At 59.6% G+C, this 21,667-nt stretch carries 24 protein-coding genes; 8 read left to right on the top strand and 16 right to left on the bottom strand.

All coding sequences use genetic code 11. The features are described 5' to 3' along the window. The first annotated feature begins 90 nt into the window (after positions 1-90). The 3 genes from JZI28_RS18240 to JZI28_RS18230 are packed head-to-tail and all read left to right on the top strand — an operon-like array spanning position 91 to position 3,412. Positions 91-1,203: an ABC transporter ATP-binding protein gene (locus JZI28_RS18240; RefSeq protein WP_295455499.1), complete on the top strand. Its 1,113-nt coding sequence runs from the start codon at positions 91-93 to the stop codon at positions 1,201-1,203. Between the two features lie 11 nt (positions 1,204-1,214). Next, positions 1,215-2,135, top strand: a complete 921-nt coding sequence (locus JZI28_RS18235; RefSeq protein ID WP_295455501.1) for an ABC transporter permease — start codon at positions 1,215-1,217, stop codon at positions 2,133-2,135. Beyond that, complete coding sequence (locus tag JZI28_RS18230) at positions 2,132-3,412, top strand: ABC transporter permease (protein WP_297339724.1); 1,281 nt, start codon at positions 2,132-2,134, stop codon at positions 3,410-3,412. The genes JZI28_RS18235 and JZI28_RS18230 overlap by 4 nt, the downstream gene beginning before the upstream one ends. A 75-nt stretch (positions 3,413-3,487) precedes the next feature. Here the strand turns inward: JZI28_RS18230 and JZI28_RS18225 are convergent, their stop codons facing one another. Continuing rightward, entirely contained in the window at positions 3,488-4,255 is a 768-nt protein-coding gene (locus JZI28_RS18225) for an aspartate/glutamate racemase family protein (RefSeq protein ID WP_375698509.1), read from the bottom strand. A 202-nt stretch (positions 4,256-4,457) separates the two neighbouring features. Here JZI28_RS18225 and JZI28_RS18220 point away from each other — a divergent pair, with 202 nt between their 5' ends. Further along, complete coding sequence (locus JZI28_RS18220; RefSeq protein ID WP_375698508.1) at positions 4,458-5,381, top strand: DMT family transporter; 924 nt, start codon at positions 4,458-4,460, stop codon at positions 5,379-5,381. A gap of 1 nt (position 5,382) precedes the next feature. On the opposite strand, the gene maiA is transcribed toward JZI28_RS18220, so the two are convergent. The 7 genes from maiA to hmgA form a co-directional block, all read right to left on the bottom strand. Next, on the bottom strand, positions 5,383-6,024 hold the full coding sequence (gene maiA, locus JZI28_RS18215) for a maleylacetoacetate isomerase (protein WP_348152227.1): 642 nt from the start codon (positions 6,022-6,024) through the stop codon (positions 5,383-5,385). Between the two features lie 93 nt (positions 6,025-6,117). Next, entirely contained in the window at positions 6,118-6,660 is a 543-nt protein-coding gene (locus JZI28_RS18210) for a VOC family protein (RefSeq protein ID WP_297339720.1), read from the bottom strand. Then, a complete protein-coding gene (locus tag JZI28_RS18205; protein ID WP_295455511.1) occupies positions 6,657-6,869 on the bottom strand; it encodes a DUF2783 domain-containing protein in 213 nt (70 codons plus the stop codon). Before JZI28_RS18205 ends, JZI28_RS18210 begins: the two co-directional genes overlap by 4 nt. A 5-nt stretch (positions 6,870-6,874) precedes the next feature. Then, a complete protein-coding gene (locus JZI28_RS18200) occupies positions 6,875-8,488 on the bottom strand; it encodes an FAD-dependent oxidoreductase (RefSeq protein WP_375698507.1) in 1,614 nt (537 codons plus the stop codon). A gap of 230 nt (positions 8,489-8,718) precedes the next feature. After that, positions 8,719-9,669: an MBL fold metallo-hydrolase gene (locus JZI28_RS18195; protein ID WP_295455514.1), complete on the bottom strand. Its 951-nt coding sequence runs from the start codon at positions 9,667-9,669 to the stop codon at positions 8,719-8,721. Between the two features lie 68 nt (positions 9,670-9,737). Next, entirely contained in the window at positions 9,738-11,000 is a 1,263-nt protein-coding gene (gene fahA / locus JZI28_RS18190; RefSeq protein WP_375698506.1) for a fumarylacetoacetase, read from the bottom strand. 132 nt (positions 11,001-11,132) lie between these two features. Continuing rightward, positions 11,133-12,488: a homogentisate 1,2-dioxygenase gene (gene hmgA, locus JZI28_RS18185; RefSeq protein ID WP_375698505.1), complete on the bottom strand. Its 1,356-nt coding sequence runs from the start codon at positions 12,486-12,488 to the stop codon at positions 11,133-11,135. 70 nt (positions 12,489-12,558) lie between these two features. On the opposite strand from hmgA, the gene JZI28_RS18180 reads away from it, so the two are divergent. After that, positions 12,559-13,041, top strand: coding sequence for a MarR family winged helix-turn-helix transcriptional regulator (locus JZI28_RS18180; protein WP_375698504.1), 483 nt, complete (start codon positions 12,559-12,561; stop codon positions 13,039-13,041). 26 nt (positions 13,042-13,067) lie between these two features. Next, the gene (locus tag JZI28_RS18175) at positions 13,068-14,318 is read left to right on the top strand and encodes an adenylate/guanylate cyclase domain-containing protein (RefSeq protein ID WP_375700121.1); all 1,251 of its coding nucleotides are present in this window, start codon (positions 13,068-13,070) and stop codon (positions 14,316-14,318) included. Between the two features lie 158 nt (positions 14,319-14,476). On the opposite strand, the gene JZI28_RS18170 is transcribed toward JZI28_RS18175, so the two are convergent. The 5 genes from JZI28_RS18170 to trmD form a co-directional block, all read right to left on the bottom strand. Further along, positions 14,477-15,286: a division plane positioning ATPase MipZ gene (locus JZI28_RS18170; protein ID WP_295455523.1), complete on the bottom strand. Its 810-nt coding sequence runs from the start codon at positions 15,284-15,286 to the stop codon at positions 14,477-14,479. 239 nt (positions 15,287-15,525) lie between these two features. Beyond that, the gene (gene rpmE / locus JZI28_RS18165; RefSeq protein ID WP_083100364.1) at positions 15,526-15,747 is read right to left on the bottom strand and encodes a 50S ribosomal protein L31; all 222 of its coding nucleotides are present in this window, start codon (positions 15,745-15,747) and stop codon (positions 15,526-15,528) included. Between the two features lie 11 nt (positions 15,748-15,758). After that, positions 15,759-16,133, bottom strand: a complete 375-nt coding sequence (gene rplS / locus JZI28_RS18160; RefSeq protein ID WP_295455526.1) for a 50S ribosomal protein L19 — start codon at positions 16,131-16,133, stop codon at positions 15,759-15,761. Positions 16,134-16,464: 331 nt separating this feature from the next. Next, complete coding sequence (locus JZI28_RS18155; RefSeq protein WP_375698503.1) at positions 16,465-17,922, bottom strand: M20 family peptidase; 1,458 nt, start codon at positions 17,920-17,922, stop codon at positions 16,465-16,467. A 120-nt stretch (positions 17,923-18,042) separates the two neighbouring features. Continuing rightward, positions 18,043-18,876 (bottom strand): tRNA (guanosine(37)-N1)-methyltransferase TrmD, encoded by an 834-nt coding sequence (trmD, locus tag JZI28_RS18150; RefSeq protein ID WP_295455530.1) that lies wholly within the window; start codon positions 18,874-18,876, stop codon positions 18,043-18,045. A 55-nt stretch (positions 18,877-18,931) separates the two neighbouring features. On the opposite strand from trmD, the gene JZI28_RS18145 reads away from it, so the two are divergent. Together JZI28_RS18145 and JZI28_RS18140 are read left to right on the top strand one after the other, a co-directional pair. After that, positions 18,932-19,540 carry a hypothetical protein gene (locus tag JZI28_RS18145; protein WP_375698502.1) on the top strand — a complete coding sequence of 203 codons (609 nt, stop codon included), beginning with the start codon at positions 18,932-18,934 and terminating at the stop codon, positions 19,538-19,540. A gap of 7 nt (positions 19,541-19,547) precedes the next feature. Next, entirely contained in the window at positions 19,548-19,730 is a 183-nt protein-coding gene (locus JZI28_RS18140; RefSeq protein WP_375698501.1) for a phosphotransferase, read from the top strand. A gap of 228 nt (positions 19,731-19,958) precedes the next feature. On the opposite strand, the gene rimM is transcribed toward JZI28_RS18140, so the two are convergent. The 3 genes from rimM to rpsP form a co-directional block, all read right to left on the bottom strand. Continuing rightward, positions 19,959-20,474 carry a ribosome maturation factor RimM gene (gene rimM, locus JZI28_RS18135; RefSeq protein WP_295455533.1) on the bottom strand — a complete coding sequence of 172 codons (516 nt, stop codon included), beginning with the start codon at positions 20,472-20,474 and terminating at the stop codon, positions 19,959-19,961. Positions 20,475-20,623: 149 nt separating this feature from the next. Then, on the bottom strand, positions 20,624-21,208 hold the full coding sequence (bluB, locus tag JZI28_RS18130; protein ID WP_375700120.1) for a 5,6-dimethylbenzimidazole synthase: 585 nt from the start codon (positions 21,206-21,208) through the stop codon (positions 20,624-20,626). A 97-nt stretch (positions 21,209-21,305) separates the two neighbouring features. Then, a complete protein-coding gene (gene rpsP, locus JZI28_RS18125; RefSeq protein WP_295455535.1) occupies positions 21,306-21,665 on the bottom strand; it encodes a 30S ribosomal protein S16 in 360 nt (119 codons plus the stop codon). Between the last annotated feature and the right edge of the window lie 2 nt (positions 21,666-21,667).

The raw sequence follows: 21,667 nt of genomic DNA, 5'->3' as shown, positions 1-21,667 counted from the left end.
CATCACACACATCTGAATGAACAGAGCAGCCTGTTTGCGCCGGGGGTATTCTCCACCGGGCAAAGGAGCTGTGAGCTGAGGAGAGACCACATGAGTGCTGGGGTCGGCGTAGATCTTGAAAACCTCTGGATCCGCTTTGGAGATTTTGTCGCGGTGCGCGACGCAAATGTGCATATCAACGGAGGCGATTTCTTTTCCTTCCTTGGGCCTTCTGGCTGCGGCAAAACCACGATTTTGCGCGCTGTTTCGGGGTTTTTAGACCCTAGCGAAGGTCAGGTGTTGATTGGCGGCAAGGATATGAAGGGCATCGGCCCGAACAAACGTCCCACTGCGCTGATCTTTCAGAATCTGGCGCTGTTTCCGCTGATGAAGGTCTGGGAGAACATAACCTTTTCCCTGGAAATCAAAGGCGTGTCGGCGCGGGACCGTCGCAAGCGCGCAGATGAGCTGCTGGACATGATCGCGCTGCCGGGGCAGGGCGACAAACTGCCCTCGGAGCTGTCAGGTGGCCAGCGCCAGCGGGTGGCCATTGCCCGTGCTCTTTGTGCGGAACCGGATGTTTTGCTGCTGGATGAGCCACTTTCGGCGCTGGACTTGAAACTGCGCCAGCACATGCGCACCGAGCTGCGGGAAATTCAAAAACGCGTTGGCATCACCTTTATCTACATCACCCATGATCAGGGCGAGGCGCTGACCATGTCCGATAATATCGCGGTGATGCGTGCAGGTGTCATTGATCAGATTGGTGATGGCAAGACCATCTACAACGACCCCGCCACCGCCTTTGCTGCGTCTTTTGTCGGCGAAAACAACGTATTCCGGGGCAAGGTGAAACAGGTGACGGGCGACACCGCAATGATCAGCACCAACCGGTCAGGGGATCTGCTGGCGCGGGTTTCTTCGGCCAATCAGGGCAAGATGAAACCGGGGGATGACGCGATGATGTTCATCCGTCCCGAAGCCTTTGCCCTGGCACCGGTCGGCACCGAAGGCGATCACTTTGTCACCGCCACCGTCACCAACGAAGAATTTGAAGGCAACAGCTTCAATATCTTCATGGAAGGCGAAGGCGGCAAGGAAATGAAGGTCTCGTTGCCGAACCTTGGCCAGTCTTTTGACAGCCACAAGGGGCAACCGATGACCCTGCAATATGATGTCCAGAACGCTGTGGCCCTGCCCGCTGGCGATCTGGCCACCGAATAGGGAGAGCGGCAATGCCTCGTTTCCTAAAAGAGTTTTTTGACCGCAATGGTCTGGGCATCGGTTCTCTGATGCTGGGGCTGGTGCTGTTCTGGACCATTGGTCTGATCATCCTGCCGCAGCTGTCGATGCTGGATTTCTCCTTCCGTCCCAACCTGCCACCGCCTGAGATCGGCGGGCCAAAAGACGTCTATACGATGGAGAACTACAAATATCTGGTCTTTGGCCCCGAAGGTGGCAGCCAGGACTACAACGCGGTGGATCTCAAGGTGTTTTACCGCACCCTGATCGCGGCGATTTTTGTCACCATTTTCAACCTGATCCTGTGTTACCCGATCGCCTATTACCTGGCCCAGACCAAGGGTAATCACATCCGTATCTTTGCGCTGATGCTGATCATCCCTTACTGGATCAACGAGATCCTGCGCGCCTTTGCCCTGCGCATCATCTTTGGCGAGACCGGTGTGCTGAACAATCTGCTGGTGGCGGCCGGGATATTTGATACGCCCTTTGACTTTGTCCGCAACGATATCGCGCTCTATGCGGGCCTGGGCTATGCCTATATCCTGTTGATGATCTTCCCGATCTACAATGTGATCGAAAGCCTGGACCGCAACCAGATCGAAGCGGCGCGCGATATGGGCGCCAGCTGGTCAATGATCCACCGCCGGGTTGTCATTCCCTATGCCAAACCGGGCATCAGTTCGGGCTGTACCATGGTGTTCATGTTGTCAGCCGGGGCGCTGGCGGCACCGCAGATCCTGGGCGGGCCTTCGTCGCTGTGGTTCACGCAGCTGATCTACCAGCAATTCAACGACAACTCTGACTGGCCACAGGGCGCGGCCTATGCGGTGGTGCTGCTGGTCACCTGTATCCTCTTGGTGCTTGCTCTGATGCGGGTCTTCAAGGTGAACATGGGGGATATCGGCAAATGAAGAACCTTTCTCTTATGCGCCTCAGCATCTGGGCCTATCTGGCAATCTTCTTTGCCTACCTGCTTGGGCCGCTGGTGATCATGTCGATCACCGCTTTCAACTCGCCCGAGTTCCCGCGGGCGACGCCCTGGGAATGCCTGACCTTTGAGTGGTTTTCGGCTCTGTTTCAGGATGAACGGATCCTGAATGGCATCAAGAACTCCATCCTGGTGGGCGCAGGCACCGTTGTACTGTCGGTGGCCATGGGGTTGGCTGGGGCGCTGATGTTGACCCAGATCTGGCCCAAGCTGCGGGCGACCTACTACACCATCATCATTGCGCCAATTCTGGTGCCGGGTGTGGTTATTGGTATCTCGACGCTGGTGTTCTGGGACCGGATCAACCGGATGGTGGGCCTGGGGGCGGACAGCTTCCTGTCCAACGGCTTGTTCCTGACGGTCATTGGTCAGTCTACATTCATCGCCAGCTATTGCATGCTGGTGCTGGTGGCACGACTGCAGCGCTATGACATTGCCCTGACCGAGGCGGCGCTGGACCTGGGCGCCACCCATGCGCAGGCCTTTCGCAAGGTGTTGTTGCCCTTCATGAAGCCCGCCATTGCCTCAGCCGCAGTGCTGGCCTTTCTGGCGAGCTTTGAAAACTACAACACCACCACCTTCACCTTTGGGGAATACCCAACCCTGACCATCGAGCTGGCACAAAAGGTCCGCTACGGGATCACCCCGGCCATTTCGGCGCTGGCCTTTATTATCGTTCTGCTCACGGTGTTTGCTGCCCTGTTCAACGAGGCCAATATTCGCCGCAAGGAACTGGTGGCCGAGGCCCGCAAGGATGCCACGGTGGAAGAGCTGAGCTCAGGCCAGTTCAAATTGCCCGGCTTTCTCAGCTCCAACTGGGCGGCTGTTGCCTTGGTGATTGTGGCCTGTGCCACGGTGACCGTGGTTGGCACGGCGACCGTTTATAGTCCGCAGCAATGTATCGCGGATGTGCAGGAGCAAAAGCGCATGGAGTCCGAACTGCGTATCCAGGAACTGCTGCGCCAGCGTGAGCTGCGCCGTCAGCAGCAACAGGAAGAGCAGGGCGAAACCGCGCCGGTTCAGTCCCAGCCTGCTACCGGTAACAACTCAGGTTTTGGTGGCGTCTTTGCCCCCGGCACCCTGAGCGGCGACGGGGCAGAGGCCGAGACCGAAAGTGAGGGCAACAACTCCGGCTTTGGCGGTGTTTTTGCTCCCAGTGCCTTGGGCGGTGATGACGCTAGCGAGGGATCCGACAACTGATCTCTTGCCAGTTGCTAGACACACAAACCCCGCCCGGCCAAAGCTGCTGGGCGGGGTTTTCTTTTTTGACTGCCCCTAAAATTTGCCCTGTGGCAGCGGTTTGGAGAACAAAACACCCGGCGCATCCGCCGCCAGCGGTGCCCCGGACAGGCGCGCCATATGCCAGGCCAGCGCCTGATTGCTGCTGACCACGGGTTTGCCAAGGCGCTGTTCCAGATCCGCGATAATATCCAGTGTCCGCAGGTTGGTGCAGCTGAGAAACACCGCCTCCACCTCTGGGTTTGATCCGACCTCCAGCGCTGCAGTGTGGATAGAAGCGGGATCAATGCGGGCGACATTGGCCTCGACCTCCTCCCCAAAGGACACCATGGCGGGCACCGCATACCCTGCGGCTTCAAATGTCTGCCGCATAGGCCCGGAAACAGTGTCTATATAAGGGGAAACCAGCCCAATCGTGGCGGCCTCTAGTGCGGCAAAGGCGGCGAGAGTTGCGCTCAGCGGCTGGGCAACGTGGCGCGTATGTACCGCGCCCTGCACCAGATCACGCACCCGGTCCACTCCGATCAAGGTGGTGCCCGAGGTGCAGCCGTAGGCCACGGCGTCAAACGCGGCGCCCTGTGGCAACAAGGCGGCTGCGGCGGGCAGGTCGCGCCCCATCTGGGCAATGGTGTCCGGCGTCAGCGCCGCCCCCGACGGAATACGGTTGATATAGAGCGCCACATCAGGCGCCACGAACAGGCGGCGAAAATCCTGTTCGATGGTTTCATCCACCTGCAGGACAATCAGCCCAAGCGTCGCCGCAGAGCCGATGGGACCGGTGAGGCGATAGGGGAAATGGGGCATGTGGATAGGCTCCTGGCGGGGGACATCTGCTGTGACCTTTACCGCCAATGCCTGGCTCTGCAAGAGAGAAGCAGCAGAACCTGGTTGGCAAAGGAGGACGGCTGGATGGAGACTGACGGCCCGGCAAAACGATGGCGCAGGAAACGGGTCGCCGCAGAACAGGAGGCAATCTAGGTTGGGGTAGCGTTTCAAGGAGCCTCCCATGTCCAGCCCATCGTCACCTGCAATTGATCTCACGGCCGGCCTGCTCTTGGCTTCTCTGGCGCTTGTCTGGGGAGGCTCGTTCTTTTTTGCTGAAATAGCCCTGCGCGAACTGCCCCCCCTGACTGTGACTCTGGTTCGGGTCACACTGGCCCTGCCGGTGCTGTTTGTCGTGGTGCGGCTCAAAGGCATTGGACTCCCGCGCGGCGCCAGGATCTGGGGGGCCTACCTGGGCATGGGGGCCTTGAACAACGCGCTTCCCTTTTCGCTGATCTTCTGGGGGCAGACCCAGATTGAAAGCGGTTTGACCTCGATCCTCAACGGCACCACGGCGATGTTTGGCGCGGTGGCGGCGGGCGTGCTGCTCAAGGATGAGCCACTGTCGCCGCAAAAACTGGTTGGAGCTGGCCTGGGCGTTCTGGGGGTAGCGGTGATTATGGGGCCAACAGCCCTGACCTCGTTGGATCCGCGCAATCTGGCGCAGTTGGCGGTTCTGGCGGCGGCCTGTTCCTATGCGCTGGCCAGCGTCTGGGGCAAGCGGTTCCTAGGCGGGCAGCCGCCGCTAATGAATGCGCTGGGGATGGTGACTGGCAGCACCGTGCTGATGCTGCCTGTGGCCCTATACGTCGAGGGCGTGCCTCAGTTGGACCTGTCCGTTGAGGTCTGGGGCGCGGTGATCGGGGTTTCGGTGCTGTCGACGGCACTGGCCTATCTGATGTATTTCGAGATCCTGCGCCGGGCGGGATCGGCCAATCTGATGTTGGTGACGCTGCTGATCCCGCCGGTGGCGGTCAGCCTAGGGGCCGGAGTTCTGGGCGAACAAATCAGCCGCGAGGCTGTGCTTGGCTTTGGCATTATCGGGCTGGGGTTGATTGTCACCGATGGCCGCCTGCCCAGAAGGGTGCTGGGCAGGCGGCAGGCATGATCTAGCTGGCGGTGTTTACCGCATCGGGGTGGGCCCCGGCAAAGGCGGGATGCGCCGCGCAGGCAGCCTCGGCCGCCAGAATGCGCGGCATGTCGGAAAAGTCTGCCCCCCAGCGCCGGGCATTATAAAGCTGCGGCATCAGGCAGATATCGGCCAGGCCGGGCGTGGTGCCGGTGCAATAGGGGGTCTGTTCATAGGCCCCTAGCAGGGTTTCAAAGGCCTGCAGGCCAGGGCGGATGAAATGCACCATCCAGTCAGCGGGCATGCCCGCGGCGCCACCGGACAGCTGGGTTGCGTGTTTGGCCACCTGCAGGTTGCAGACCGGATGCAGATCCACCGCAATCGAATGTGCCAGCGCCTGGGCCTGCACCCGTGCGGCGGGGTCTTTGGGCAAGAGGCCAAGATCACGCGTCTGATCCAGGTAGTCCAGAATGGCCAGCGACTGAGTCATCCGCAGACCGTCGATTTCCAGCACCGGAACAAAGCCCTGCGGGTTGCGGGCCAGGTGTTCGGGGCTTTTGTGCTCCCCCTTGACCAGATCCACGGTGATCGACTGATAGTCGATGCCTGCCAGGTTCAACGCAATGCGCAAACGGTAGCTGGCAGAGGAGCGCCAATAGTCGAAGAGAACGGTGTCGTGCATCACTGATCTTTCCTGAAAAAGGGTCTAACAAGGGAAAATGGGCAGCCGAAGAGTTTCCGGTTGCCCATTGTAAGTCAATCTTTAGCTGGGCGCTCAGACGTCGTTCAGCTCTTTGGCATGCAGCCAGTCGGCGTGTTTGGGGGCTTTCTTGGTCTTGGACCATTCCTCCAACATGTCCCATTTCACCGCGTCGAGTTTTTCCAGCAGCGCCTCTTCTTTGGGGTCTGGGCAGGCCAGTTCCACCCGATGACCATTGGGATCAAAGAAGTAGATCGAGTGGAAGATCGAGTGATCGGTGACGCCCAGAACCTCAACGCCATTGGCTTCCAGGTGGTCTTTGAATTCGATCAGGGTCTCGCGGTCCTTGACCTTGAAGGCGATGTGCTGAACCCAGATCGGCGTGTTGGGGTCGCGGCCCATTTCGGGTTTGGTGGGCAGCTCAAAAAACGCCAGCACGTTGCCGTTGCCCGCATCCATGAAGATATGCATGTAGGGGTCGGGCTCGTGGGTGGAGGGCACGTGGTCCTCGGCGATGGCCAGCACAAAGTCCATCTTGAGCATCTGGTTGTACCACTCGACAGTCTGTTTGGCGTCTTTGCAGCGATAGGCGACGTGGTGGATTTGTTCGATTTTCACGAGGGGTCCTCCTCTTTGGTGAGCGCGGCCGCAGCCAGCGCCTGTTTCAGGATCGCGCGGTCTCCGATGTGGTTGGCCAGCACCAACAGCAGACGGGCGTTGAATGCCTCGCTGTCGGCGGTGTCGCGCCCCTCATGGGCGGCCAGAAGATCTGCATAGAAATCATCGGCGCCGTTGATATTCGGGGTCAGGATCAGGGTATCAGACATAGGGGTCACTCCTTGCCCACCGCGCGGCGGATGGCGGCGCGGAACTGGTTGTCATCAAACGAGGGGCGGCGGGCGGCGACATGCTGATCCGGGCGGATCAGATAGGCGCCGCTGTCATTATCGCCCAGATAGCGCTCTTTCAGGGCCAGGGTCTTGTCGTCCTTGACCGAGAGCGCCAGACGTTTGACGGTAATGCCTGCCTCTTCGATTTCATCGGGGGCATCGGCATCAATGGTCAGCAGAACAAAGTCATTGCCCAGTTTTGACAGCAGGAAGCCCTCCCCCAACGGCGCATCCGGGCATGCCGATCCAGGGCGGCTGCGCGCAGGCCCATCCATCAGCGCATCGGCTGAGTTCAGCGTTGAACCGTCATAGGTGCAGGGCACTGACAGGCGGCCAGAATTCACCAGCGGGCGGGCAAATTCGTGGTGTTCGCTCAGATCCAGAACCGCGTCGCGCAGCAGGCGGGACATTTCCGATTTTGGCGTGATGAAATCGGTGGAGCGGCTGGAGTTGAGGATATTTTCCTCGGCCCCATGCACCCGCTCCTGGTCGTAGCTGTCGAGCAGGCTGTCGGGGGCTTTGCCCTCCATCACCAGTTTCAGTTTCCAGATCAGGTTGTCGGTGTCCTGCAGGCCTGAGTTGGCCCCACGGGCGCCAAAGGGCGAGACCTGATGCGCGGCGTCACCGGCAAACAACACGCGGCCATGGCGGAATTGTTCCATCCGGCGGCACTGGAAGGTGTAGATCGAGACCCACTCCAGCTCAAACTCCACCTCCTCGCCCAGCATTGCCTTGAGGCGCGGAATGACATTTTCGGGGCGTTTTTCCCGTTCTTTGTCGATGTCCCAGCCCAGCTGCAGATCAATGCGCCAGACGCCGTCGGGTTGCTTGTGCAGCAGCGCCGACTGGCCTTTGTTGAAGGGCGGATCGAACCAGAACCAGCGCTCGGTGGGGAAGTCGGCCTCCATCACCACATCGGCGATCAGGAAGTTGTCCTCAAAGACGCGTCCGACAAAATCCAGCCCCAGCATCCGGCGGGTGGGCGAGTTGGCGCCGTCACAGGCGATCATCCAATCCGCTTCCAGGTTATAAGAGCCTTCGGGGGTGTCGACCTCCAGCGTCACGTGGTCGGGATGGGTGCCGATTGCAGAGACCTTGTTGCGGCCGCGGATTTCGATCGGCGCACCCTGGGCCTGCAGCTCGCGCACGCGGTCAACGAGATACTCTTCGAAATAATATTGCTGCAAATTGATGAAGGCCGGGCGTTTGTGGCCCTCCTCTGGCAGCAGGTCAAAATCATAGACCTGGCGGTCATCAAAGAAGACCTTGCCCTTGTTCCACAACACGCCTTTGTCGACCATCGGCTGGCCACAGCCGAGCCGGTCCAGGATCTCTAGCGGGCGTTTGGCAAAGCAGATGGCGCGGGAGCCAAAGCTCACCTTGTCATTCTCATCAAGGACCACAACCTCGATGCCTTCCTGCGCCAGTTCAATTGCTGCCGCCAGGCCAACGGGGCCGGCGCCAATCACCACCACTTTGCGGCGCACTGGCGCCCCGGCATCCTGATCCTCATGGCGGGCATAAGGATACATCGGGACTTCAAAGATCTTGTTCATCTGGTCTCCTCCCAAAGGGGGTGCCAACCGGAGGATCTGATCGGCACAGCTTCTCTGTTTCCCGGCAGTGCAGTGCCGGGAGGATGTGAGTATCGTTTCACATGTTTTTGCTGGGCGGCACGATCTGGATCAAAGCGCCCGGAGTTTGTGATCGGACCGGCCTGGCCTGAGCGGCCAGTGGGTGCGATCTTGAAAGCCCCCGCTGTTTGGGGGCTTTCAAAAGGTGGGGATCAGCCTTGCAGTGCAGCCCACATTTCCAGATCGCGTTCGGCGGTCCAGATGCGAGGGGTGTCAATGCCACGGGCTTCGTCAAAGGCGCGGGCGACGTTGAAGGGCAGGCAATGCTCGTAGATTGCATAATCCTTGAACTTGGGGTCACACTCGGCGCGCACCGCATCCCAGGCCTCTTTCAGGGTGCCATTGCGGGCTGCAACACGCGCGGCGGGGCGATAGGTGCTTTCGACAAAATCGCGGGTGTTTTCGATCGCCGCGTTGACCATTTCCTTGCCAACCAGCGCGTCGCCGCGACCGGGGGCAATGGCGTCCACGTCAAAGGCGGCGATGTTGTCCAGAGTGTCCCCCCAGTCGCTGAAATGACCGTCCCCGCAATAGCAGGCAGAGTGGTATTCAACGATGTCACCGGTGAACATCACGTTCTCATCTGGCACATGCACAACGATGTCACCCGCCGTATGGGCGCGGCCCAGATGCATCAGGTCGACGCGGCGGTTGCCCAGATAGACCGTCATGTCTTCGCTAAAGGTGGTGGTGGGGAAGGTCAGGCCGGGAATGCTCTCGTGGCCTTCAAACAGGCGGGGAAAACGCTGGAATTCGCTGTCCCAGTCTTCCTGGCCCCGTTCCACCACCATGGCGCGGGCGGCGTCGCCCATGATCACCTGACCAGCACCAAAGGCCGAGGCCCCCAGCACCCGCACAGCGTGATAATGGGTCAGCACCACATGGCTGATGGGTTTGTCGGTCACCGAGCGCACGCATTCGATCACCTTGTTGGCCAGACGGGGTGTCGCCTGAGCCTCAATAATCATCACAGAGTCATCGCCGACGATAACACCAGAGTTGGGATCGCCCTCGGCGGTGAAGGCATAGATGTCCTTGCCCACTTCGCTAAAGGTGATTTTCTTTTCGCTCATGTCCCCTTGGGACGCAAATGCCTTGGCCATGTTATTATCCTTTTTCGGGTGCCAGAGGCTTCAAACCGCCTCTGGCAAAAATGTTTCGAACGATGGGGTTAATTGGCTGCGGGCCAGGATTTGGCGGGCAGGATCTTGCCGGTACAATCACCAAAGCCAATGGTGAAGCCATCGCCACGGGCATTGCCGCGCAGGGTCAGGGTGTCGCCATCCTCGATAAAGCCACGGCTCTCGCCGGTCTCCAGGGTAAAGGGCTCACGCCCGGCCCAGCTCAGCTCCATCAACGATCCATATTCAGACCGCTCCGCGCCGGAAATGGTGCCAGACCCCAACAGATCCCCGGTGTTCATCTCGCAGCCACCAATGGCATGATGGCACAGCTGCTCCGCTGCTGAGAAATACATCCGGTTGTAGTTGGTCTTGGAGATCGCCGTGGCCGTCGCCGCGCCTTCGGGCTGCATCAGCACTTCCAGCTCGATATCATACAAGCCATCCTTGCTGCCCTCCAGATAGGGCAGCAGCTCTTTCTCGCGGGCAGGGGTCGGGGCGCGGAAGCTTTCCAGCGCTGCCGCGGTGACAATCCAGGGTGAAATCGAGGTGCCAAAGGCCTTGCCCTGGAACGGCCCCAGCGGCTGGTATTCCCAGCCCTGAATGTCGCGGGCTGACCAGTCGTTCAGCAGCACATAGCCAAAGATCATCGCATCCGCTTCATCCACGGTGATGGGCTGGCCAAATTCGGATCCGGTGCCAACAATGGCGCCCATTTCCAGCTCGATATCCAAACGTTTGCTGGGCCCAAAGGAGGGCATCTCGGCGTCCGGCGCCTTGGTCTGGCCATTGGGGCGATGAATTGGCGTGCCAGAAACCACAACAGAGGAGGCGCGCCCATTGTAGCCAATAGGAATATGCAGCCAGTTGGCAGGCAGATCCGGCGAGCCCCGCAGGATCGCCCCCATGTTTTTGGCGTGCTGCATGCCGGCATAAAAATCGGTATATTCTGCCACCGCCATCGGCATGTGCAGCTCGGCCTCTGCCTGGGCCGTTAACAGCGGTTCCAGCTTGGACTGCTCAGCCGCGCCTTCGGCCAACAGCGCCGTCAGGCGTGCGCGCAGGGCGGCCCAGACCGCTGGCCCCTCTTCCATCATCTCGTTCCAGAAGGGCATTTCAAATAGCGGATAATCCGCCAGCTGCAACAGGCCCGCCTCTTCGGCAGCCTGGCAGTCGAGGATCATATCGCCAATCGCCACACCACAGCGCGGATCGCTATCGGCGGTAGAGAAAACACCATAGGGCAGGTTGTTCAGGGGAAAGGGATGCGCGGCGTCATTGGCCGAGCTCACCCAGGATTTCAGAAGCGGCATAAAGCCTCCAGTCGGTTGCAAGATCCGCAGATCTCATTTCATCTTTCCGGAAATACCTCCGGGGGTGAATGGGCCCAAAGGGCCCAGAGGGGGGCAGCGCCCCCTTCTGTTTTTACTTGCTCTACCCGCAGCCTATTTCAAACCGGGGGTGCCGTCGAATTTCTTCTCAATGTCGCTCCAGCAATCGATGTAATCGTCCTGCAGCGGCGCTTCCTTGGCGGCAAAGGCGGTCAGATGCTGCGGAAAGCGGGTCTCAAACATGAAGGACATGGTGTTTTCCAGCTTCTCCGGCCCAAGGTTGGAGTTCGAGGCGCCTTCAAAGGCATTCTTGTCCGGTCCGTGCGGGATCATCATATTGTGCAGCGACATGCCGCCGGGGACAAATCCCTTTGGCTTGGCGTCATACTGCCCGTAGATGTTGCCCATCAGCTCGGACATGATGTTCTTGTGATACCAGGGCGGACGGAAGGTATTCTCGGCCACCATCCAGCGGTCGCGGAACAGGACAAAGTCGATATTGGCGGTTCCGGGCACCCCCGATGGCGCTGTCAGCACGGTAAAGATCGACGGATCCGGGTGGTCAAACAGAATGGCGCCAACCGGGCAGTAGGTCTTTAGGTCATATTTATAAGGCGCATAGTTGCCGTGCCAGGCCACCACATCCAGCGGCGACTGGCCGATCTTGGTTTCATGGAACTGACCACACCATTTTACGGTCATGGTCGAAGCCACCTCGCGGTCCTCATAGGCCGCCACTGGTGCTTTGAAATCTCGCGGATTGGCCATGCAGTTGGCACCAATGGGGCCACGGCCGGGCAGTTCAAATTTCTGACCGTAGTTTTCGCAGACAAAGCCACGGGCCGGGCCTTCCAGAACCTCGACCCGGTAGACCAGACCCCGGGGGATGATGGCAATTTCCTGCGGTTCCAGATCAATAATGCCAAGCTCGGTCGCAAAGCGCAGACGGCCCTCCTGCGGCACCACCAAAAGCTCGGAATCGGCGGAAAAGAAATAGCTGTCGACCATGCTTTCGGTGACCAGATAGACATGGCTGGCCATGCCGACCTGGGTGTTCACATCCCCGGCGGTGGTCATGGTCTTCATCCCGGTGAGCCAGGTCAGGGCCGCGCCATCATGGGCCACTGGGTCCCAGCGATACTGGCCCAGGCTGGCCACATCAGGGTCCACATGCGGCGCCGATTTCCAGTAGGGCAGGTCGATTTTGCTGTAGCGATGCGAATGCTTCACCGAGGGACGGATACGATAGCACCAGGTGCGCTCGGGGGGATCGGCGGTAAAGGCGGTGCCTGACAGCTGCTCGCCATAAAGACCGTAGTTACATTTCTGCGGGCTGTTCATACCCTGTGGCATGGCACCGGGCAGGACCTCTGATTCAAAATCATTGCCAAAGCCGGGCATATAGCCTTCGTGCGGGCCGGCAAGAGAGGGGGCCTGGATCATCTGGTGGGGATCAGCAGCTTTGTTCATGTCGCGCGCTCCTTTTCTACTTGCGGAATTAATAGTTGTTTTTGTAACTAACAAGGGCAAGGAGAGCCCCATGACTGAAAAAGATGATTTTTCGCTGCAAGATTTTCTGCCCTTTTTATTGAACCGGGCGGCAGAGGAATCTTCGCTGGCCTTTCAGGCCCATTACAAAAACCGCTATGGTATGCTGCGCAATGAATGGCGGGTGCTGTTCCATCTGGGCATCTTTGGGCAAATGACCGCCCGCGATATCGGCGAGCGGGCCAAGATCCATAAAACCAAGATCAGCCGAGCCGTGGCCAAGCTGGCGGAACGTCGATTCGTGTCCCGCAGCCGGGATGAAAAGGACCGCCGTTCGGAACATTTGCGGCTTACCCCGGCGGGCGAAGCAGCCTATCGTGATCTGCGCGCCGAAGCGCAAAGCTATGATGGGATGCTCGCGGAGCGTTTCACGCCAGAAGAGGTGGCACTGCTGCGGCGCATGTTGCGGCAGCTGGCCGGGATCGAGTATCCCCTGCCAAAAGATATGCCGCACAGCCAGGGGCAGGGCGGGTAGAGCTGATACAGAAAGGCCGGATGGCAATGGAAGGCTTGGAGAGCAGGGCAGCGGCAGTCATCCCTTGGCTGATCGGCAAGGGGCTGCGCTGCAACAGTCGTCAGGATCTGCTCAACAGTTTTTGTGAGAAACTGGTGGAGCTGGGGGTGCCGCTGTGGCGGTTCCATCTGGCGCAGCGTGCCTATCACCCCAAATTCGGCGGCATTGGCTACAACTGGACCCGCATGGACGGCATCAGCCACGAACACTATGAGCGCCGTGAAACACCGCTGGAGGCCTGGTTGCAAAGCCCCTTCTATGTTCTGTTGGAACAGAACATGGAGGTTTTTCAATCGGATCTGACCGGCGAGGACCTGACACGGTTTCCCTTGCTGCGGGATCTGAAAGATCAGGGCGGCTCCGAGTATCTTGCCATGGCTCTGCGGTTCACTGAAGACGAGCCCCCTTTTGATCCCAATAACCCGTCCGAGGGGGTGTTATGCTCCTGGACCTCTGATGGCGCTGAGGGGTTCTCGAGCGAGGACAAGGCCTTGATTCAGGCGCTCTACCCGGCGCTGGGGCTGGCGTTGAAATCCATGTCAAACCGCCAGATGGCCACGGACCTGTTGCAGACCTATCTTGGGCGAGACCCCGGACAGCGGGTGCTTTCTGGTGAATTCCAGCGTGGTTCTTCCACCGAGATTGACGCGGTGATTGGCCTGTTCGATCTCAAGGGCTTCACCAGCCTCGCGGGTGAGCTGCCGGGGCCCGAGCTGATCGAGATGCTGAACGATTACTTTGGCATCGCCGTCGCAGCCACCCATGGTCATGGCGGCAATATCCTCAAGTTCCTGGGCGACGGAATGCTGGTGATGTTCAATCTGGGAAGTATCGAAAAGGACGCGCAGGCCGCCCTGGATGCTGCTGCAGAACTGTGCCGCAATATCAGCCTGCGCAATGAACAGCGCCTGGCGCTTGGCCTGCCAATCACCGATTGGACCCTGGCGCTGCACGCCGGAAAAATTCTCTATGGCAACATCGGCGCGGAAAACCGGCTGGATTTCACCGTGATTGGCCCGGCGGTCAATCAAACCGCGCGGATTGCCGACATGCATCGCTCGGTTGGGCAAAACATGATTTTTTCCTCGGTGGTCCAGCGCGCCGTTACGGCGGGCAAGCATGACATGGTGTCATTGGGGCGCTACATGCTGCGCGGCGTGGCTGATCCGCTTGAGCTGTTCACCGTTTACCGACCCAACGGGGCAATGCCAAATCTCTCCCCCTATGTTGAGGATTGATGGGTCCCGACACTAAGGCCGAAGGCCTTTGCAACTTTGGCCTTCAAAGTGGCATTTGTCTGTGCGGGCCATGGTGCCCCAGGCCCAGGCTCAGGCTCAGCTAGAGCGGGCGGTCCTCCCGCACGGGGAGCAACCACCGTTTTGTTGGCTGGAGGTGTCTAAATGTCGATCTCGACGCCGGGCAGGTTCACGGCCTTCATCATGTCGCGCAATTCCTGGCGGGCGGCGATGTTGGAGATGTTCAGCTGCTTGATACCGATGTCCTTGAGGTCCAGCAGGGTCAGGCCGCGCGGGAACAGCTCGCGGAAAATCACCCGCTCGGAAAAACCGGGGGCAACGCGAAAGCCGATGCGTTTGGACAGCATGTTGATGGCGCGTTCCATCTTTTCCTTGTTGACCATGCGTTGGGTGCCGACGCGGTTGCGGATCACCACCCAGTCGATGGGTTTCAGCCCGGCTTGAGCGCGCAGCTGGCGGGCGTTCCAGACCATTTCGGAATAGACGGACGGGCCGGTGATCTTTTCGCCCTTCTGGTCGGTATGGGCCAGCAGATCAAAATCCACAAAGCTGTCGTTCAGCGGTGTGATCAGGGTATCGGCCAGGGAGTGCGCCACCTGGCTCAACCGGGTGTGCGAGCCGGGGCAGTCGATCAGGATGAAATCATTGTCCGGCTCCAGACTGGAGACCGCAGCAGACAGGCGATGATCATAGATGTTTTCGCCCGGCTGCAGGCTCTCGGCGTCGATCTCGGGCAGCTCGTGCAATTCGACCAAGGGCAGATCCAGCGCCGCCTTCGCCATGAACTCCTTGCGGTTCTCAATATAGCGACCCAGGGAGCGCTGCCGCAGGTCGAGATCAAGCGCTGCCACTTTGTGGCCAAGCCGGGCCAGGGTTGTGGCCACATGGATCGAGACGGTGGATTTCCCTGCGCCGCCCTTTTCGTTGCCGACGACTATGATATGCGCCATCTATTGGTCCCTTTGGTTCGCTGCGCTGCGCGCGCCTGTTGTGTTGTCCTGACTATAGAGCTGAGGCGAATCAATGGAAAGCATGCAAATTACAGGAAAAGACCTTAGTTAGGCTCTGTATTGCTCTCATTTGACCGACCTCTGGCAGGCCATGTTACAGATCTGCAAATTCCGAGGTGCCAACAAAAAATGCCGCCCCCAAAAGGAGCGGCATTTCGAAATCCAAAAGGGGACTAAGCTTAGAAGCCCAGGCCTTCGTATTTCTTTTTGAACTTGGAGACGCGGCCGCCGGCATCCATCAGACGGGTGTTACCACCGGTCCAGGCAGGGTGCACTGTGGGGTCGATGTCCAGCGACATCTGGTCGCCTTCTTTGCCCCAGGTGGAGCGCATCTTCAGAACGGTGCCATCGGTCATTTTGACGTCGATGAAGTGGTAATCGGGGTGAATATCTTTTTTCATGATACCGCTCCTCAGGCCTTTTTGGCTTTGTAATGTGAATCTTCAGCGATCCGTGCGGACTTACCGCGCAGGGCACGCAGGTAGTACAGTTTGGCGCGACGAACGCGGCCACGACGCACAACGGTGATGCTGTCGATGTTGGTGGAGTGCAGTGGGAACACACGTTCCACGCCTTCACCAAAAGAAATCTTGCGAACGGTGAAGGAACCCGCAATGCTCGCGCCGTTTTTACGGCTGATGCATACGCCTTCGTAGTTCTGAACGCGCGAACGCGAACCTTCGGTTACTTTAAAGCCAACACGGATGGTGTCACCGGCTTTGAAGTCAGGGATGTCTTTCCCCAGGGCGGCAACTTGTTCCGCCTCCAGCTGTGCGATCAGGTCCATCTGATCTTCTCCTATTTTGCTCGTGGTTTTCCACGACGTATTTGCGCGTCCTCAGAGCTCTTGGTCTTCACCGGGTCCCGCCTTTGCAGCCCGCCAGAGGTTAGATCGTCTGTTCATTTGAGTGTTGCGCCGGGGTGCTGCAGCAAAACCGAAGAAAGCTTCCGAGGCATTGTCCCAACGTCAAACAGCCCGCAACCGACTCAGCAATTACAGACTGAGGTTTCCTAGGCGGGTTGTCCTATTCGGTCAAGGGCAAACAGCCCATCATGCGTCCCATCGACGGACCTGGCGGCCAATAGGGAGACATTTGACTGCAGCTGATATCGACGGGTTACTGCTTTTGCAGCAGGGCGCCAAAGAAGTTGATGCCGGTCTCCAGGTTCTCGATTGACAGGCGTTCATTGGTGCCATGAAAACGCGCCAGGTCAGAGCCTTCGATCTTGAAGGGGTTGATCCGATAGGCGTCTTTGGCGGCTTTGCCGTAGTGGCGCGCGTCCGTTGCGGCAATGGTCAGGCCAGGGACAGTTGCCAAGGGGCCAAAGGCATCCAGGATCGAGGTTTTGATATCCAAATAGCCCGTGGCCTGCGCGGAAGACACCGGCGAAGCCGGGTTGGCCAGGCTTTCGTCATAGCGAATTTCGATCTCCGGATCGTCGATGGTTTGGCGCACATGCGCCACGATGTCAGCGACGGAATCGCGGGGATGGATGCGAAAGTTGATCTTGGCAGAGGCCTCGGCGGCCAGCACGTTGTCCTTGCTGGATCCTGTCAGCATGGTGGGCGCGGTGGTGCTGCGCAGCATCGCATCTGTGGTAGGAGAGCCCGCGAGGATGGTTTCCAGCAGCGGCTTGAACAGCCAGCGATTGGCAAAGACCACCCGTTGTCCAAAAGAGAAATGACGTCCAAGGCCGTCAAAGAACTCCTCTGAAATGCCGGTCAGCCCACCGGGGACGGGATTGTCCTGCAATCGGGTGATGGCCCTGGCGATGCGTCCCACGGCGGTGACGCGCGGCGGCATGGAGGAGTGCCCCCCGGCGGATTTAGCCACCAGCTCCAGGGTGACATAGCCTTTTTCCGACAGGTTGATGCTGGCCACTGGTTGGTCCAGGCCGGGGATGACCTTATCGAGCACAAAGGAGCCTTCATCCAGCATCCAGTCCAGCTCGATGTCCTGCTCATTCAGGTGAACAGCGACGGCCATGGCGCCAAGCCCGCCGATCTCTTCATCGCCGCCAAAGCTGAAATAGACCGTGCGCTTGGGGGTGAAGCCATCGGCGATCATCTTTTCGGCAGCGGTGAGCATGGCAATGACGGCGCCTTTGTCATCCAGAGTGCCGCGTCCCCAGACAAATTCGTCGTCAATCACGCCAGCAAAGGGTTCGTGCTCCCAAAGATGATGGGACCCCGGGGCAATGGGCACGACGTCATAATGGCCGGCCAGCAGGATGGGCGCGAGGCTTGGATCGCTGCCTTGCCATTTGTACAGGGGAGTCTGCCGGGCCAGCACTTCGCGGCTCATAGTATTGTGCACCAGCGGGTAGCTGTCTTGCAGAAAGGTCAGAAAGGCGGCGAAATCCGGGTGCTTCAAATCGGTGGAAACGGTTCGGAACTTGACCGCTGCGGACAAATCTTTGGTTGCCTGCTCGATATCGGCCCCTAGCTCATAGGGGGTGCCGGAGTCGGCGGTTGCCTCTGGCGTATAGCGCAGGGTGTTGAAGATCAGCACCGCCAGCAGAACCACGACTACCAATACCAGTCCCGCCAAAAGGCGTAGCAATACGCGACCCATCAATTTTCTCCCCGGTCCGGGCTGGGCGCTGGTTGTTGCAGGGCGCAGCCGCAATTACACTGTCAAATGATTACCCACATGATGCATGGAAGCGAGGCGCCTGTCGTGGTTGACTAGGCGTCACTTCTTTTTGCGCTTGGGCTTTTGCGGTGGTCTGCTGGCCTCATAGGCCTGCCACAGGTCGGGGCGGCGCGCCTGTGTGATCTGTTCCGCCATCTCCTGGCGCCACTCTGCAACCTTGCCATGGTGGCCGGACATCAGCACCTCGGGGATCTTGCGGCCCTGCCACTCTGCCGGGCGGGTATATTGCGGATGCTCCAGCAGGCCAGAGGAAAAGCTCTCTTCCTCGGTTGAGGCCTGATTGCCCAGCACGCCGGGGATCAGCCGCACGGTGGCGTCAATCAGCGCCTGCGCCGCCAGCTCACCGCCGGTCATGACAAAATCCCCCAATGAGACTTCCTGAATGTTGTAATGCTCCAAGACCCGCTCATCGACGCCTTCAAACCGGCCACAGAGCAGCGTAATGCCATCGCAGCGCGCCAGGTTCTGCATCATGGCCTGATCCATCGGCTTGCCGCGCGGGGTGAGGTAGATCAGTGGCCAGTTGCCGCCCTGGGGTGCGGTGGTGTCCTGCATGGCCTGGTCTATGGCATTGCCCAGAACATCCGCCCGCAACACCATCCCGGCGCCGCCACCTGCCGGGGTGTCATCCACATTGCGGTGTTTGCCAACGCCAAATTCACGCAGATCCACAGTCTCCAGCTGCCACAGGCCTTCCTGCAGGGCCTTGCCTGTCAGGCTTTCGCCGAGCACGCCCGGAAAGGCGGTGGGAAACAGCGTCAGGATCTTTGCCTTCCAAACGCCGACCAGTTCGGGCGTTGGCGTCATCAGCTCACGCGGCTTCAGGCTCGGGCGGATGGCTTTGCGGCCATGGGATTTGTTTGGTGTAGTCATATTACTGTGTTTAGTTCAGATAGATTTACACGCAACACAAAGCTGTGGTGACTGGATGGAATTAGAGCGGGCCGCTGGCCAGGCAGCCGGGGCAATTCCGGAGCGGGATGACCTGATACAAGCGCGGGCTGAGGCGCTTTGGCCACAGATCGCGACGCAGTTGGGGCTGCCCGCTGCAGGTGCCAGATTTCGCAGGTTTCAGGTCAACAGCCGCAGACAGCACTGGCGCAGTGTGCTCGAGGTCAGGATACCGCAGGGGGACCGGTTTGTCCTGCGGGCGGATTTTGACGGCAGCCCGTCCTCCCCTTTCGCAGGCATTCTACAGCGGCACAGGGCAGCGGCTGCTGCTTTGAAACCTGTACATGGGGTCTCGGCGCCGGCGATCCTGTGGCAGGATCCTGAACAGCCCTATTACCTGATGGAGTTTGCACCCGGTGACACCGCCTTTCGCGCCTTGGAGGCCGCGGACTATGGTTTGGGCGACAGGGCGGCTGTGGTGCAGAACATTGGCCTGGCGGTGGCTGCGCTGCATCGGGTCTCTGCGGTGGGGGAGCGACAGTTTTGGCCGAAACCCTTTTTGACACGGATCTCAAAACGGGCGCAGGCGGTACGGGGCGGACAGATTGAGCTGCCCAGGCCGTGCGGCGCGGGGGCATTGTTTTGATGCCGCAGTGGAACATGGCGATTTGCATCTGCGCAATATTCTCATCAGCGATGAGACAACGTCCTTTATCGACTTTTCCAACCAAAAGGGCATCTTTCCACAGCGCGATCTTGCCAGCATCTGGCTGGCAAACTGTCCGGACCATCTGGCGCAAGACGGACAGGCGCCGGGATATGGGCTGGTGGCATAGGCGGACTGGGCGGCTTTTCAGCAGGGCTATGGGCGCGATCTGGTGAATGATCCGGTGTTTCGGTTCTTCTTTGCGCGGCGGCTTTTTAAGGCCTAGCTGTTACTGGCGCAAAAGCCCCGCCCACGTGATCAGAAAGCCGTTCAGCTGGCGGATACATATCTGCAGGTCTTTAACGCCTTGCTGGCAGAGGAATGACCTGCGCCAGGGGATTAAGACGGGCCAGAGGGATTAAAACAAACCCTCTGGCGGATCTGCGATGATGCGTCCCTGTTCCAGGTCAACCGTGGGCACCGCCGCCAGGGTGAAGGGCAGAAACACGGTGCCTTTCAGGCCCTCGCCCATCAGCTCCAGCAGATCGCTGGCGCCGTGGTTTTGCACCGATTTCACCGTGCCGAGCAACACACCGCCGGTGTCAAAGACCTCGACCCCGATCAGGTCGGCGTGGTAATATTCGTCGCTGGGCAGGGTTGGCAGCTGGTCGCGCGAGGTGAACAGGCGCAGGCCTTTCAGCGCGTCGGCCTGTTCTTTTGTCTCAACACCTGCGATGCGGCCGCAAAAGCCGCCCTTTACGGCGCGGGTCAGGGCAATGCTGTAGCTCTGGCTGCCGTCCTCATTGGTGAGCGGCGAATAGGTTTCGATTTCTTCCGGCTGGGCGCAAAAGCTTTTCAGCCGCACTTCGCCGCGCACGCCATAAGATCCAGCGATGGCGCCTACGCAAATCAGGTCACTTTGGGGGGCACTCATGAGTTCACTCTCCGGCGCAGAACCCGGCGCGCATCCATTGGCCGCCAGATTGTGCGCATAGGTCCTTTTGATGGCTGCGCTCGAATAGAATGCCCGAGGTAAAGGCGATCGCAACAAAAATTACAAGGCGGATCAATCGTCCCATCGCTTTACCGTGTCTCGATCGACAACGCGTTCTGCCGGTTTTCCCAGCCCTGGCGTTCCAGTTCGGGGCTGTCGTGCAGCTCTTCGGGCAGGCCGATGCAGAAATATCCGATCAATTTCCAGCTCGTCGGCACCTGCAAATCACGGTTGAGCTGATCCGGGTCCAGCACCGAGACCCAGCCCAGTCCCAGCCCTTCGGCGCGCAGGGCAAGCCAGAACAGGGTGATGGCGGTGACCACCGAATAGCGGCGCATTTCAGGCATGGTGCCAGCGCCCAGCCCATGACCCTGCACGGTGTCATCATCGCAGTAAATCGCCAGTTGCACCGGGGCTTCGCGCATGCCTGACAGTTTCAGGCCTGCATAGCGATTGGCGCGCGCACCGGAATAGCCGGCCAGAGCCTCTGCATTGGCGGTTTCAAAATTCTTAAGGGCGGCCTCACGGGCGGCATCGCTGTCGATACGCAGGAGGCGCCAGGGTTCGCTCAACCCCACCGAGGGGGCCAGCTGGATGGCGTTGAGGCAGCGCGCCAGCACTGCCTCATCCACCGGATCCCTGCGGAAGCGGCGCACGTCGCGCCGCATCTGCATCAACAGATCAAGCTGGGTGCGGAACGCCGCGGGGAAAGCACCTTCCGGCACATCCCCCTCGGGCCCCGAAAGGGGCAGGTCCCGCGACCCCACTGTCTTATTCCGCGTCTGCGGCTGGCTCGGCGGCCTTGGCGGCTTTCTGTTCAGCGCGCTCCTGGGCTTTCTTGCCAGGGGTACCCTTTTTGGGGTTGGAGCGGTCGGCCTTTTCGCGCACGCCAGCAGCTTCGAGCATACGGGCGATACGGTCGGTGACCTGGGCGCCCTGGCCGAGCCAGTACTGAACGCGTTCCATGTCCATTTTCACGCGCTCTTCGCTGTCTTTTGGCAGCAGCGGGTTATAGGTGCCGAGCTTTTCAACAAAACGGCCGTCACGTGGCATGCGGCTGTCAGCAGCTACGATGCGGTAGAAGGGGCGTTTTTTCGAGCCGCCACGGGCCAGACGAAGTTTGATAGCCATTG

It is taken from the genome of Pseudophaeobacter sp. TrK17 (assembly GCF_042192375.1).
GTDB lineage: Bacteria > Pseudomonadota > Alphaproteobacteria > Rhodobacterales > Rhodobacteraceae > Pseudophaeobacter.
Note: the sequence above shows the minus strand (reverse complement) of the source record. Positions and strands in the feature narration are given on the sequence as shown.

What these genes read in the sequence shown, in the direction of transcription:
- JZI28_RS18240 (WP_295455499.1), top strand. Translation starts at nt 91, where the DNA reads ATGAGTGCTGGGGTCGGCGTAGATCTTGAAAACCTCTGGATCCGCTTT.
- JZI28_RS18235 (WP_295455501.1), top strand. Translation starts at nt 1,215, where the DNA reads ATGCCTCGTTTCCTAAAAGAGTTTTTTGACCGCAATGGTCTGGGCATC.
- JZI28_RS18230 (WP_297339724.1), top strand. Translation starts at nt 2,132, where the DNA reads ATGAAGAACCTTTCTCTTATGCGCCTCAGCATCTGGGCCTATCTGGCA.
- JZI28_RS18225 (WP_375698509.1), bottom strand. Translation starts at nt 4,255, where the DNA reads ATGCCCCATTTCCCCTATCGCCTCACCGGTCCCATCGGCTCTGCGGCG.
- JZI28_RS18220 (WP_375698508.1), top strand. Translation starts at nt 4,458, where the DNA reads ATGTCCAGCCCATCGTCACCTGCAATTGATCTCACGGCCGGCCTGCTC.
- maiA (WP_348152227.1), bottom strand. Translation starts at nt 6,024, where the DNA reads ATGCACGACACCGTTCTCTTCGACTATTGGCGCTCCTCTGCCAGCTAC.
- JZI28_RS18205 (WP_295455511.1), bottom strand. Translation starts at nt 6,869, where the DNA reads ATGTCTGATACCCTGATCCTGACCCCGAATATCAACGGCGCCGATGAT.
- JZI28_RS18200 (WP_375698507.1), bottom strand. Translation starts at nt 8,488, where the DNA reads ATGAACAAGATCTTTGAAGTCCCGATGTATCCTTATGCCCGCCATGAG.
- JZI28_RS18195 (WP_295455514.1), bottom strand. Translation starts at nt 9,669, where the DNA reads ATGGCCAAGGCATTTGCGTCCCAAGGGGACATGAGCGAAAAGAAAATC.
- fahA (WP_375698506.1), bottom strand. Translation starts at nt 11,000, where the DNA reads ATGCCGCTTCTGAAATCCTGGGTGAGCTCGGCCAATGACGCCGCGCAT.
- hmgA (WP_375698505.1), bottom strand. Translation starts at nt 12,488, where the DNA reads ATGAACAAAGCTGCTGATCCCCACCAGATGATCCAGGCCCCCTCTCTT.
- JZI28_RS18180 (WP_375698504.1), top strand. Translation starts at nt 12,559, where the DNA reads ATGACTGAAAAAGATGATTTTTCGCTGCAAGATTTTCTGCCCTTTTTA.
- JZI28_RS18175 (WP_375700121.1), top strand. Translation starts at nt 13,068, where the DNA reads ATGGAAGGCTTGGAGAGCAGGGCAGCGGCAGTCATCCCTTGGCTGATC.
- JZI28_RS18170 (WP_295455523.1), bottom strand. Translation starts at nt 15,286, where the DNA reads ATGGCGCATATCATAGTCGTCGGCAACGAAAAGGGCGGCGCAGGGAAA.
- rpmE (WP_083100364.1), bottom strand. Translation starts at nt 15,747, where the DNA reads ATGAAAAAAGATATTCACCCCGATTACCACTTCATCGACGTCAAAATG.
- rplS (WP_295455526.1), bottom strand. Translation starts at nt 16,133, where the DNA reads ATGGACCTGATCGCACAGCTGGAGGCGGAACAAGTTGCCGCCCTGGGG.
- JZI28_RS18155 (WP_375698503.1), bottom strand. Translation starts at nt 17,922, where the DNA reads ATGGGTCGCGTATTGCTACGCCTTTTGGCGGGACTGGTATTGGTAGTC.
- trmD (WP_295455530.1), bottom strand. Translation starts at nt 18,876, where the DNA reads ATGACTACACCAAACAAATCCCATGGCCGCAAAGCCATCCGCCCGAGC.
- JZI28_RS18145 (WP_375698502.1), top strand. Translation starts at nt 18,932, where the DNA reads ATGGAATTAGAGCGGGCCGCTGGCCAGGCAGCCGGGGCAATTCCGGAG.
- rimM (WP_295455533.1), bottom strand. Translation starts at nt 20,474, where the DNA reads ATGAGTGCCCCCCAAAGTGACCTGATTTGCGTAGGCGCCATCGCTGGA.
- bluB (WP_375700120.1), bottom strand. Translation starts at nt 21,208, where the DNA reads ATGCAGATGCGGCGCGACGTGCGCCGCTTCCGCAGGGATCCGGTGGAT.
- rpsP (WP_295455535.1), bottom strand. Translation starts at nt 21,665, where the DNA reads ATGGCTATCAAACTTCGTCTGGCCCGTGGCGGCTCGAAAAAACGCCCC.